Here is a 13,638-nt window from a genome sequence, read left to right as displayed (position 1 = left end):
TATGAAAAAGATATATTTGACCATTGTGCTTATCCTCACGATTTTATGTGGCAGCCCACAAGCCGAACTAATAGACCGCGTCTGCGCCTTTGTAGACAACGACGCCATAATCTTCTCAGAATTCATAAAGACCTATAACGACACAAAGGCAAGGATTCCAAACATCACAAAAGACGAGGTTCTCAATACGATGGTAAACCGCGTGCTGCTTAAGCGGGCGGCCTCAGCGATGAAAATCATCGGCACGGACGAGGACAAGATTATCTCTGAGTATATTGATTTAAAGGTTCGCTCCTACGTGATTATTAAAGAAGAGGACATCGAAGGTTTTTATAACGGGCACAAGAAGGAGTTTGCCGGGGCTGATTTAGCAGACGTAAGGGCAGATATTGAAAAACTTCTCACAGAAGAAGATGTCAACACAAGATTGGCTGCGTTGCTTACAGAGTTAAGGAAGCAGGCATATGTGAAAATACAGGCCGAATAACTAATTTGGCCTGTGCGGGGCATTCTCCCTTTCTTTCGCTGGCTTTGAATCAAATATCTCTCTTAAATCTTTACGAATATCCATCTTAAAGAGGATATATTTTGCCCGCTGCTCAAATGTCAGGAGACTGTTTAGTTCATCCAGTTCCCGTTGTTTGACAGTCCTGATTTCTTTTTCTTTTCGTTCAATCTTTTCAACAAGCATCTGAATGACATTGTTTTTATTAGATTTAATCGCCTCTGAGAGTTCTTTCATGTCGGTTTTTAGAGACTGAGTAAGCTCGGCAATAATCCTGTCATACTTATCGATAGAGGCGATGACCCGTTCAGCCTGTTTCTGGTCAAGGCCGAGGGCGCCTGCGATTGTATTTCTCCGCTGCGTCTCATCTAATCGCGTTATATTGTCGTCGCCAAAGGCCGCCCCAGATGATAACGCTATAACCAAGGTAGTAAAATATACGATAAACTTCGCCATCGGCAACCCTCCATAAGTGTGTAGATATATATTATACCACAATCGACACGTCTGATTTTTATATTTTGATGTATGGAGTAGAATCCTAATAATGGGTGAGAATTCCCCTAAATAAGGTCTGTAGCATTTTATAACTATATGATATATATAAATAGTTAGTGTGGCATGGAATTTGCACTTTTAATTGGCGTGGATTGTTGGCAACTAAAACGTATAGGTGTTGCTGCAACATTATTTAAGTAAGAAATGCTTACATAGAGGTATTTATGGATATATTAGTTGAAAATATAAGCTTTGAAATTTATCAATAGATAAGGTGGATTAAATAACATGGGCTTACTTTATGAAGGACAGGATATTCTTGGTAAATATGATGTTGAGACTTTGATAGCTGAGGGGGCTTTTGGCGAGGTGTATCGTGTCAAACACAGGTTTTTCGGAAGACAGGCTATGAAGGTATTTAAGACAGTTGGGATGACTATTGAGGAGACCGAACAGAGACTTGGAGAGGCTTCTATGCTTTCAAAAATGGAGCATCCGAATATAGTGAGGGTCTTCGATGCAGGTACTACGGGGACATCAAAAGGGATCTGTGGTTTTTTCACAATGGAATTTGTACCTGGTGGAAACCTTCACAATTTTTGGTGCAATCATAAAGATAAACTTATTCCTGTTGAAACAGTGGTGGATATTGTACAACAAGTATGCAGAGGTTTAGATGTAGCGCACAGCAAAACACCACCTATAATTCACCGCGACATAAAACCACAAAATGTTTTAATCGGATATGATAGTGCAGGCTTAAGGGTACGCTTAAGCGATTTCGGTTTGGCAAAAAATGTTAATCCATTGACGTTGAGGGCAAGCGCGAAAGGTGATCCAATTTTTAAAGCGCCTGAGGTGTTTCATCAGTGCGAAAAGAAACCATGTGATTGTCAGAAAGACTCATGCGCCGGAGATGTTTGGGCGCTTGGAACAATATTATACTTGTTATTGACAGACAGGATGCCATTTTCAGAACTTGGTGACCTTGGCATAATTGATAGAAGATTACTTGATAAACCGTTAATCCCGCCAAGCCGTTTAAATGTTTGTGTAAATCAGTTGTTGGATGAAATAACCCTTCGAGCTTTATCTGTAAAACCTGAAGCCCGCTATCCATCAGCAAGGGAAATGCTTGTGGATTTGGATAAGTGGGAAAATAATGATAAATCTCACAAAACATCAACCAAAGTCTCTCAATTATCTGGGGCATCGAAGGACATCTTGGGTGAATTCACGGTTGTAAATAAGGAACAGGCAGAGAAGATGGTAAAAGAGGCAATCAATCTATCATACAAGACTGGGAAGTTACCAGAAGCGGCAGACATACTGGAGGAGGCATTAAATAAATGGCCTGATTTCAGACAACAATACGAATACCGAATTAAGCTCTGGAGATGCGGCAAAGCTATGTAACATAGCCCATGCATGGGAGGATGATTAGAGGATGATAAAATGAATGAGATGTATAATTTATCAGATGTGTATTGTAGTGTACTTTTTGAGTCTATGAGTCCAGAACTTTATCAGACAAACGCCTTTCGGGTAACCGGGCTTTCGGTGGATGTCACAACCCGTGATATCCAGAGGCAGGAGGGTAAATTGGCTATGACAGAGCGGCTTGGAGGAGAGATACCGCAAAACGGCAGGATTTTACCTCTTAAATCACCACCAGATGTATATATGGTAAAAAAGGCCGCGCAGAGATTGAAAGATCCAGAAAGGCGGCTTGTGGATGAATTTTTCTGGTTTTGGCCGCATGAACATGGTAATAGTGCGAGTGACGCCGCAATAATAGAGCTTATGAATGGAAATTCAAAAAAAAGCATTGAGATATGGAATTCTAACGAGAACAATTTGAGTGTGAGCAATGTATCAATGCATAATGTTGCAGTGTTCTATCACCTAACCGCCCTCGATATAGAACATGCTGGAATGAACGGAGGCTTTTCCGAAAGCCAAAAAGCGGAGAGGGATAAATGTTGGGATGGGGTTTTTAAGCGTTGGGGAAAATTGCTTGAGCATGAGGGATTTTGGAGCATGCTGACTGCGCGAATAAGAGAGCTTGATGACCCCCTCCTTACGACTGGTATGGCAAGAAGGATTAGGACATCACTTCCATATGCACTACTTTCCATAAATGCCCAACTTGCCATAAAGTTTGCCGAGGGTGGAAATGCAATAGAAACAAAGCGCCAGTTGAGCATCATGTCCAACTCTGGTTTCGAAAGGGATATTATTGATACAACACTTCAAAACGCTGTTGACCCGATAAGGCAAAGGATAAAGATATTATGCAAGAACGCACGGAGCGAGACTGAAGTTAACCCTGAACACGCAGACGGTGTAGTAAGAGATTTAATCGAGCGGACAAAACCTTTATTATCCATCATCAGTCAGGTTTTACCGTTAGGCAACATAATCAGAGACGCAGCTTTTGACGAGGTGGCGTTATGTGCACGTGACTGTTTGATAGAATTTGCAAATAAAACATGGAATATAATAAATTTCTATGAATTATTGACAATCGTTAAATACATGGCGGCAAGTGAAGCACTAATAGCCAGGATTGAAGAAAACAAGAATAATGCCGAAGAAATACTTGGTGAGGTTGCGGTGGAGACTATCAAACAAATAGTTGATAATGGGCATGACAATGAAAAATGCTGGTTCTGCGAGAAAAATGAACCGGACAATTCATCAGGAATTGGAGTTGCCATGCATGGAGAGATCAAAAGTATCTCGTATAACAAAGGTCAATTGAAGCATATCACAATAAATGTCCCCCGGTGCTTACAATGCCTTGATATTCATAAAGGACAGAGTTTATTGAGAAAGTATAAAGTATCGACGTATCTCTTAGTGTCAGCAGTAGTTTTGTCAGCAATTTGGATATATATTGTGCCATCTTCAGATATGATGTTGAAATATATTTATTTTGTAGCTGCGCTATCAATAATTCCGGCGAATTTAATTGGAGCAAAATTATATCTAATGAAATATACATACGAGTTAAAAGGCATTATATTTAAATCTATAAAAACTAGTATAAAGTCAAAAGGTAAAAGATATAAACATCCTAAAGTATTAAAATTACGAAAGATAGGATGGGTTTATGGTGAAAAACCACTAAATGTTCAATAAGGAAAATTATGATATTAACATCGTTAAGACAATTGATATATCCTAATGAATTCAGGATAAGACCTTCTTTGCAGAAAGCAGAGATGAAGAACCTGCAATCTATATTAGGGCAGTTTGAAAAACTGATATCTGTAATCCAAGGGTTTTCAATGGAAGGTTTATCTTCCGATACGGAAGAAATGCCCAAGGAGCAAATGCGTTTTTTTGCTGACTGCAGTACCAGGCTATGGCGTCTGCGCCAGAAGATGCTTCAACCTGGTACGGATAAGCCCTATGCAGAGATGCAAAAGGCTTACAGGCATTTTGAATCCGTGTGGGATACGCTGGCTCAATTTGGCATTGAAATACAGGATCACACAGATATGCCTTACAGCGGAGGGCTTTCCCTAGAGGTAATTGACTTTCAAGTAGTGGATGGTATCAACGAAGAAAAGGTAATCGAAACGATAAAACCGACAATTTACTATAAATCCAAATCTATCCAAATGGGTGTGGTAATAGTTGGGAAACCTGAGTCGCCTAAGTCAAAGGGTGGAGTTGGAATATAGACATTCGGAATATAAATTAATTGGGAGGATATAGTGGAGAGAGCAACGATAGATTTCGGTATTGACCTTGGCACTACAAATAGCTGCATCGGTGTACTAAAGGGGACGCTCGTTGAGATGTTTAGAAATAATGAGGGATCCGACTACACGCCGTCAGTGATTTGGATCGATAAAAATAACGCGCTGACTGTGGGACGAATGGCAAAACAACAGCTTGAAAACGACAAGGATAACGCGGCGTGTGAGTTCAAGCTTCAGATGGGAAAAGATACTGACTACGAGTTTAAAAGAAGTGGAAGAAAAATGAAACCCGAGGAACTATCCTCAGAGGTGCTTAAGTCATTAAAATCCGATGTAAAAAAGAGAACCGATGAGAATGTAGAGGCAGCAGTGATAACTGTCCCGGCAGCATTTGATGCCCGCCAGTGTGATGCCACGAGAAAGGCAGCTCAACTAGCTGGATTTACATTCAGCACGTTTTTACAGGAACCTGTTGCGGCTGCGTTACCATATGGATTTTTATCAAGATCTGAAAAAATCCGATGGTTGACATACGATATGGGCGGAGGGACATTCGATACCGCGGTTATTCAGGTAAGAGATGATGTTATACAGGTCGTAAATCATGAAGGTGACAATTATCTTGGCGGCAAACTTATAGATTGGGATATAGTGAACCATCTGTTAGTGCCGAAATTGATGAAGGAACGCAAACTTAGAGATTTTACACTAGTTAATCCAAAGTGGACATCTGCGTTTGCCAAGTTAAAGATGCAAGCTGAAGAATCTAAGATCAGGCTTTCTAATGATAAATCCACCGAAATAAGTATTGAGTATCTCTGCAAGGATGACAATGGTGAACCGGTTGAGTTTGAGTACAATTTCAAGAGGGAAGACATGGAACGATTGCTTGAACCGTATGTACTACGCTCAATCAATCTCTGTAAAAAGGTGTTGGCAGATAAAAAACTGGGTGTTGGGAATATAGAAAAGATATTACTGGTTGGCGGCCCAACGTTGACGCCGTACCTAAGACAACGTTTGGCCGACCCGAATGAGGGGCTGGGGATTGCGCTTGAGTCTGATGTCGATCCGCTTACCGTTGTTGCGCGTGGGGCGGCCATATACGCCGGAACACAAAGAATAGAAAGGGACGTGAAAAGACCTGAAAAGGCTGGACAATATAACCTGAAGCTTGAATATAAACCAATTGGCGCTGACATAGAGCCGCTTGTCGGTGGCACTGTCCTTGCATCGTCTGAGGAAGATTTATCTGGCTTTTCAATTGAATTCGTAAACATAGATGCCCATCCGCAGTGGCACAGCGGAAAGGTACTTTTAGGCAAGAACAGTACATTTATGATCAATCTTTGGGCTGAAAAGGGACGTCAGAATACGTTTTTAATTGAACTGTATGACTCGAAAGGGACAAAGCACAAAACCGATCCTGACCGCATTACATACACGGCAGCTGTCGATCTTGAGGACCCTCCACTGGTACAGTCAATAGGTATAGCGCTAGCCAATAATGAGGTAGCGGTTTTTTTTAAGAAAGGAACTTCACTGCCAGCGCGTAAAGTTAGTCCGCACAAGATTGCATATGACGTCCGGTGTGGCCAGACAGACTCAGTTATCAAAATACCTATTATCGAAGGTGAAAACAGACGTGCTGATAGAAACATACGTCTCGGCGTCCTGGAAATCCCTGCGAGCAAGATTAAGCATAATATACTGGCCGGAAGCGATATTGAGATTACTATTGTAATAGACAAATCCCGAATGATCTGTACAAAGGCATTTATCCCTATTCTGGATGATGAGTTTGAAACGGTTCATAAGTTTGAAAAGGAATCAGCAGATCCTCAGCAATTGAAAGAAAATGTTGAGACTGAAGCAGCACGCCTTGCAAAGGCAAAAGAAAGGGCGGGTACAACAACTGATCTAAAGGCACAACAGATTATTATGAAGATAGAAGATGAAAAAATGGAGCAAGAAATAAACGAATTCATAAATTCCCCTTCTGCAGATAAGGAGACTGCTGATAGGTGCGAAAAGCGTCTGCGTGATTTAACGATCTCAATAGATGAACTGGAGGATGCACTTCAGTGGCCGGTGCTTTTAGCGGAGGCCGAAGAGCAGGTAAAAAGCACAAGGGATATTGTAACTGCTTATGGGTCAAATTCTGATAAATTAAAAATGGAAACTCTGGAGAATGAGATAAACAAGGCCATAGGAAGCCGTGACGCCGACCTGCTAAAATCTAAAATAGGTGAACTATGGCGACTAGGTAACGTGATAATGAGCCAGAGGCCGGAACATTGGACGGATTTATTCCATGATTTAGAAAATGAAAGGGATAAGATGACCGACCAGGCAAGGGCAGATGTACTATTTACCCAGGGTAACCGTGCAATTGACAGTGGCAATATGGCAGAACTTGAGGCAGCAGTACGACAACTACTCAGACTTCTCCCAACGAACAAACAGGAAGGATTGAAGGCCTTAGACCCAAAGAAGAGAGTCTCTTGGATTATATGAGTTATTTATGAGGGAGGAAATCTCTCAAATCATGGATAGCCTTAACAAGGCTAACTCTATTACTGTGGCTACGGTTAATCGTATAATGCTGGCAAGGGCATCTGCTGTTGCCAGCAGTGGATACCATAAGGAAGCAGAGAGGCTTATACATGACATGCCTGAGAAACCCCATGAGGCCTTAGACCTTCTTGCCAGGATTTATGCCCAACAGGGTAAATTTACAGAGGCAAAACAACTGTGGACAAAGGCCCTGACTAAGAATGCCAATAACGAAAGTTATCAGGCCGGGCTTAGACGAATTGCAAAAATGGAAAGCCGTTCTCTAATAGGAATGACCATTGCACCAATGATGATAGGTGTACTTATTATCATCTGCATGTGTATTCTCGGATATTTCTTTGTAGATCACACAAATCACCTGCGCGCGTTGTTGATAAAAGAGATAGATGAGAGGTTTTTGTCTAACCGTGATTATATTAATCAGCAGCTTGTTTTATCACAAAATACCAAGCCAGAGAAAACACCACCCCCAAAAGATGAACCGCACGAAGATACTAAACCTGACATAAAAATAGAAATACCAGGGATTTCAACAAAATACGACTCCGATAAGGTTATTGTTATCTTCGATACAGGGCTATTTTCTCAAAACATCACATTAAAATATGGTGCTAGGGAGCAACTTGCCCTACTAGGCCATGAACTTAAGCCACACGCAGGACGTATATCTATTTCAGTAACCGGTTATACGGATGATCTCGTAATTAAAGCTAATAGTGGTTACGCAGATAACATAGCGTTGGGGATGTTGCGGGCAGTTGCAGTTGTCGAATATCTTAGAAAAGTTACGGGGTTTCCATCTGAAGTTTTCTCCGTGCGAAGTCTTGGAGAGTTACATGTTCCATTCCCTAACGATTCAAAAACAAATCGTCATAAAAACAGAACCGTATCTATAATTATAACAAACATAAAAAAATAAACGGAGGCTATGAAACCTATGAACGTACTTACGATTGATCCTTCAGTCAAACTGGCATGGAATATTGCAAATGCCGATGCATGTCTTTCCGGATTTACAAATATCGAACCGGTTCATTTCTTATATGCAATTCTTAAAATCGTTGATGATGTTTATAGTCAGGATGCCGTGCTTATAGGTATCCATGTGGATGCATCGTATTTGTCGCCACAAGTCCATGAAATCCGTGAGTTTACAAAGTTATCCGATGACGAAATAACTCGAATTAGACGTTCCATTCATAAGGCATTACACATGGAAGGTGAAAGGATTCCAATTATATCACTTCACAGGTCACTGCGCTTAAAGGATATATTTAATCATGCTGAGAAAATTGCTGTACAAACCAATTCCGCTACGTTGAATATAGTTCATATTGCAAAGGCTATCTTCATATTCCCATCAACCGATGTCAGTAGTTATTTAAGCATGAAAACTTCTGAAAAACCATCTCTCACATGGGAGACAAGTGTCAATAACTTTGTGGATGAGTACAAACTTGCTTCAATAACCCTTGTATTTACGGATATGATTGGCTCAACCTCAATTAAAAGAAAATATGGCGACATAGAAAGCGCTAGGATATTTCGCACTCATGACAAACTTATCAGGACAGAATTATTGAAATACCCACAGTCTAAAGTGATTAAGACTATAGGAGATTCGTTTTTAGTTGCATTTGCAAAGATGAGCGATGCTGTGGGTTTTGCCATATTCATTCAATCGGCACTTAGGAACCACCATGAATTTTTACAAATTCCGTTGAAAGTCCGTATAGGGATTTACGCCGGAGAGATACTTGAAAGAGTTAAAAGTGGTAGTGGGCAGTCCGACCCGATATTTGGCATGACTATCGATTTGACGTCTCGAATTATGTCGCTTGCGTCGGGAAATCAAATCCTTACTGACAGCGGCATCTATAGACAGGTGTCAAGTGAACTGCCCTATGGTCAACCCATTGGCTTAGGTGATATTGAATGGCGCTGTCATGGTTCATACAAACTCAAAGGCCTTGAGACGACCCCTCTTGAGATATATGAAGTTGGTGAGAAGGGCAAAGCCTTATTTGAGAGACCGGAATCAGCAGAGAAGGCTGAAAGGATTGATTGATCACCACTTCAATTGTCTTTTCAGCAGCTTGTCATAAAATTTTTTCGTTAGAAAACACTGCGTGTGGATTTCGTCGTCGTAGAATTTGGTCTCTATCGTAAATGGGCGGCGGCATTCCCTTGGAGTCAGCTTCAGAGAACCAACGGCGAATGCCCACCAGTTGCCCGGGTATGTCGCTATGGCAGCTGTGTATAAGTCTACCACAGGGAATGTCTTCATAAGTTTCTCCTGCATCTCTATCACTATGTCCTTGTGCAGGTGCAGCGATTCCGTGTGCGTTACGAACATCCCATTTTCTGTCATTGAGTTCTTTACCGAATCAAAAAACTCCTTTGTAAACAGCGTTCTCGCAAAGCCAATAACATCCGTCGAATCCACTATCACCAAGTCTATTCCCGTCGAGTTTTTTACGAACTCTGCGCCGTCCATTACCTTTATCTCAACCCGTGGGTCATCTATCGCCTGTGCTACGTCAGGGAAAAATCTCCTTGATACGGTTATTACACTTTCATCAATCTCCACAAAGTAGACCTTCTCCACCGTCTTATGTTTTAAGACCTCTCTTACAATACCGCCGTCGCCGCCGCCTATCACTATAACCCTCTTAGGATTTGGGTGCGCGTGCATCAGGACGTGGGTCAACATCTCGTGATAGAAGAACTCATCCCGTTCGGTAATCTGTACTATGCCGTCAAGCAGGAGCATTTTGCCAAAAAAACGGTTCTCTATTACCGCTATATCCTGAAATTTGCTCTTCTCTCTATGTAAAATAGCTTCCACCTCGTATGAGTGCTTTATTGGCGAGAATGGCTCCTCCTCAAGAAATTTAAACATCGCGGCCTCCTTATATATTTTTTTTAAACTATTAAAGTCTCAGGGATTGAGCAGCCGTTAAACTCAGACGCATACGAAATCGTATATGCCCCGCCGGATAGGATGAGAACCATATCGCCCACTTCCGGTTCGTACAACTGCACGTTTTTGTCTATCACATCAAAGCTGTCACAGCTTGGGCCGGCCAGTGTCCAGTTATCCTTTATACCAGTTGTGCCTCGTGTCTCAGTTATGTATGTATATTTTATTCCGCCGATGCTCTCCATAAGCCCGTTAAATACACCTACGTCTATGTAGAGCCAACGGCCGTCAAGACGGTCTGCCTTTCCCGTCACGCGCGCAACCATTATGCCCGCATCTCCTACGACAGCACGTCCAGGCTCAAGGTGGACGGTTATGCCTGTTGTGTCAAAGCGCTCTTTGATGAGCTTATTAATATGCCTTTCGATTGCCTCTACGGTTAAAACGCTCTTTGTATATTTAATCGGATAGCCGCCGCCTATGTTTATCAGCGAGATTGTAATTCCGGCCTCCCGCGCCATATCCGAAAGCAGGCGTGCCTTGTCAAGGGCGATGTTCCAGTTATATATGTTATTGCACTGAGAGCCGACATGAAAGGTAATCCCCAGTGGATTAAGTCCCTTTGCTTTTGCCGCCGTCAACAGCGACATGGCGTCTTCTATCTCAACACCGAACTTTTTACTCAGCGGCCACTCGCTCCCCTCATTGGGGATAGCAAGGCGCACGTAGAGGTTCGAGTTGGGGGCGTGTTGGGATAACTTTTCAATCTCCGTGGGGGAATCATAGGAGAAATATCTCACGCCGTAAGAATACGCGCTCTTTATAAAGTCTGTTGTCTTGACGGGATTGCTTGATATAATCCTCCCAGGATTGACCCCAAGGGCAGACAGTACATTAAGCTCCCCAATGTTTGATATTTCAAAACCCACATCCAGACCCGTTAATAAGCGCAAGACCTCAACCGAGGGGTTTGCCTTAACTGCATAGAAGACCTTGCAGCCATCTATTCCCCTGCCAATTGTGGCAGCGTTGCGTCTTATCCTGTCGCCATCCATGAGCAAAACAGGGGTCTTCAGGTCAACCGTATCTATATAGTTTAATATCTTAAGTAAGGTTGACTTTTCGACCAGCTTTGCTGCTGTGTCTTCTATTTTAAACGATTTTACCATTTATCTCCATAAAGATGTTATTATAACAGAACGCTCAGAATTCTTCCTATATTATTATGAGCAATGGCCGATGAGGTCAGAAGCAGCAAATTCTCAGCGAGGGCGTGGCAATTTTAGAACAGGCGAAAGATTCTTTTGTCAGAAGGGTTTTTCTTCGGGATGAGTATTTCATTCTGAAGAGGTACTGGGTTTTGCCAATACTGGTGTGGTCTGCGCTCATTGGGGCTTCACTCCTCTGGAATTTATCTTCGATAAAGCGGCAGTCTCTGGCAATAGTAGAGGGGCAGGCACGCGTTATGTTTGGATTAATAGAGATGACGCGTCTGTGGAATTCTAAACATGGCGGTGTATATGTGCCAATTACTGATACCACTACCCCTAATCCATATCTCAGTGTTCCAGAAAGAGAAATCGTAACCATACAAGGTAAAAAATATACACTAATGAACCCTGCCTATATGACCCGTCAGATAGGGGAAATAGCAAAGGAGAACAACAACCTGCTATTTCACATTACCAGCCTGAAACCGCTCAGACCGGAAAACGCACCTGATGAGTGGGAGACCAGGGCGTTAAAAGAATTTGAAAACAACAAAAATAAGGAAATATTTGAGCTTATTGAAACGAAAACCAGCAGTTCATTCAGATATATGGCCGTGCTTTTAGTGAAAGAGTCGTGTCTGAGGTGCCATAAACAACAAGGTTATAAGGTTGGAGACATACGCGGCGGCATTAGTATTACTTTAAACGCTGACACTGTAATAAAATCGATTTACAGGCAGCAGGATACAATTATAGCCTTACATGTCGCCGTGTTTATGGTTGTATCCAGCCTGATGTATTATATTATGTCACGCAGGCGGAGCCAGTATCTAACCCTTCAAAGGATTAAAGAACAACAGGACGGCCTCATAGAAAGTCGAACAGCCGAGCTGAGGGATTCAAATACCCGACTCATGGAGGAGATAAAACAGCGGCAGAGGACAGAGCAAACACTGCGCGACTCGGAGATGATGCTGAGTTCAGTAACTCAGTCGGCCAATGACGCAATCATATCTGCCAACGCCGACGGCTATATAATATCGTGGAACAAGGCGGCAGAGACAATCTTCGGCTACACCACAGAGGAAGTAGTGGGCGGACGGGTTACCGTCCTGATGCCCGATCGTTACAAAGACCTGCACACCAATGGGTTGAACAGATTCATCAGGGAAGGTATCTCAACAGTAGTCGGAAAAGTTGTGGAGCTACACGGCCTGAGAAAAGATAACACAGAGTTTCCACTTGAGATATCTCTATCAAGCTGGACAACAAGTGATGTGATATTCTTTACCGCTATTATTAGGGACATTACAACTCGTAAAAAAATGGAGGCAGATATCAACGAAAAGACTCAACAGCTTGAGTCTATGGCCGATGACCTCAAAAAAAGGGTAGCCGAGGGGATAGAAAGATACAAGAAGCAGGAGCAGTTGATAATCCAGCAGTCAAAAATGGCGGCAATGGGTGAGATGATTGGTGCAATAGCACACCAGTGGAGGCAGCCGTTAAACGCCGTCGGGGTCCTGATTCAGGACATGCAGGACGCCCAGGCCTTTGGAGAACTTGATAAAAAATATATGGATGACTCGGTTGAAAAAGCGATGGAACAGATACAATTTATGTCGAGGACAATAGATGATTTCAGGACATTTTTCAAGCCGTCAAAAGAGAAGTCCCCATTTAATCTTAAATTGTCCTTTGAGGAGATATTGTCAATAATCTCCGCGCAGTTAAATAACCATCATATAGATTGTAAGATAATATGCCACCTCGGTGGCGGCGACATGACATCTTTCAGCGATATGCCATGCGAAGGGATAACGGTGCTTGGATACCCGAACGAGTTTAAACATGTAATTATCAATATAATAAATAATGCGAAAGATGCGATACTTGAACGTATAGAAAAAGGTGAATTAGCTAATGACTGGGGAAAAATTACAATAGAAGTCTATAGTGATAATACCATGATAATTATAAAAATAACAGACAACGGCGGCGGAATCCCGGCAAAGATAAAAGACAAGATATTTGAGCCATATTTTTCGACAAAAGGTGACTCCAAAGGAACAGGAATCGGCTTATACATGTCAAAGGTGATAATAGAAAACAATATGGATGGCAGAATCCACTGCGATAATGTAGAAAATGGCGCGATGTTTGTAATCGAACTAATGAAATAAGATAGAAGAGCGCAACATATGAATTTGT

11 protein-coding genes are annotated in these 13,638 nt (G+C 42.1%); 8 read left to right on the top strand and 3 right to left on the bottom strand.

Features of this window, described 5'->3' with window-relative positions:
- Nucleotide 1 precedes the first annotated feature (1 nt).
- Nucleotides 2-487, top strand: coding sequence for a hypothetical protein (locus ASN18_RS00430; RefSeq protein ID WP_085050622.1), 486 nt, complete (start codon nucleotides 2-4; stop codon nucleotides 485-487).
- Here ASN18_RS00430 and ASN18_RS00425 read toward each other — a convergent pair whose 3' ends face one another.
- Nucleotides 488-961, bottom strand: a complete 474-nt coding sequence (locus tag ASN18_RS00425) for a Spy/CpxP family protein refolding chaperone (protein WP_085050621.1) — start codon at nucleotides 959-961, stop codon at nucleotides 488-490.
- A gap of 330 nt (nucleotides 962-1,291) precedes the next feature.
- On the opposite strand from ASN18_RS00425, the gene ASN18_RS00420 reads away from it, so the two are divergent.
- The 6 genes from ASN18_RS00420 (at nucleotide 1,292) to ASN18_RS00395 (ending at nucleotide 9,361) form a co-directional block, all read left to right on the top strand.
- Nucleotides 1,292-2,419: a serine/threonine protein kinase gene (locus tag ASN18_RS00420; protein ID WP_085050620.1), complete on the top strand. Its 1,128-nt coding sequence runs from the start codon at nucleotides 1,292-1,294 to the stop codon at nucleotides 2,417-2,419.
- 39 nt (nucleotides 2,420-2,458) lie between these two features.
- Nucleotides 2,459-4,147: a hypothetical protein gene (locus ASN18_RS00415; protein ID WP_085050619.1), complete on the top strand. Its 1,689-nt coding sequence runs from the start codon at nucleotides 2,459-2,461 to the stop codon at nucleotides 4,145-4,147.
- A 68-nt stretch (nucleotides 4,148-4,215) separates the two neighbouring features.
- Nucleotides 4,216-4,695, top strand: coding sequence for a hypothetical protein (locus ASN18_RS00410; protein WP_157072742.1), 480 nt, complete (start codon nucleotides 4,216-4,218; stop codon nucleotides 4,693-4,695).
- A gap of 33 nt (nucleotides 4,696-4,728) precedes the next feature.
- Nucleotides 4,729-7,233 (top strand): Hsp70 family protein, encoded by a 2,505-nt coding sequence (locus ASN18_RS00405; protein WP_236861399.1) that lies wholly within the window; start codon nucleotides 4,729-4,731, stop codon nucleotides 7,231-7,233.
- Nucleotides 7,234-7,264: 31 nt separating this feature from the next.
- Entirely contained in the window at nucleotides 7,265-8,212 is a 948-nt protein-coding gene (locus ASN18_RS00400; RefSeq protein WP_236861398.1) for an OmpA family protein, read from the top strand.
- Between the two features lie 18 nt (nucleotides 8,213-8,230).
- Nucleotides 8,231-9,361, top strand: coding sequence for an adenylate/guanylate cyclase domain-containing protein (locus tag ASN18_RS00395; protein ID WP_236861397.1), 1,131 nt, complete (start codon nucleotides 8,231-8,233; stop codon nucleotides 9,359-9,361).
- On the opposite strand, the gene speE is transcribed toward ASN18_RS00395, so the two are convergent.
- Complete coding sequence (speE, locus tag ASN18_RS00390) at nucleotides 9,362-10,195, bottom strand: polyamine aminopropyltransferase (protein ID WP_085050614.1); 834 nt, start codon at nucleotides 10,193-10,195, stop codon at nucleotides 9,362-9,364.
- 23 nt (nucleotides 10,196-10,218) lie between these two features.
- A complete protein-coding gene (locus tag ASN18_RS00385; RefSeq protein WP_085050613.1) occupies nucleotides 10,219-11,385 on the bottom strand; it encodes a type III PLP-dependent enzyme in 1,167 nt (388 codons plus the stop codon).
- 104 nt (nucleotides 11,386-11,489) lie between these two features.
- Here ASN18_RS00385 and ASN18_RS00380 point away from each other — a divergent pair, with 104 nt between their 5' ends.
- The gene (locus tag ASN18_RS00380; protein WP_085050612.1) at nucleotides 11,490-13,610 is read left to right on the top strand and encodes a PAS domain S-box protein; all 2,121 of its coding nucleotides are present in this window, start codon (nucleotides 11,490-11,492) and stop codon (nucleotides 13,608-13,610) included.
- Nucleotides 13,611-13,638: the final 28 nt, after the last annotated feature.

It is taken from the genome of Candidatus Magnetominusculus xianensis, from assembly GCA_001541255.1.
Taxonomy (GTDB): domain Bacteria; phylum Nitrospirota; class Thermodesulfovibrionia; order Thermodesulfovibrionales; family Magnetobacteriaceae; genus Magnetominusculus; species Magnetominusculus xianensis.
This window is presented reverse-complemented; position numbering and strand designations above follow the sequence as displayed.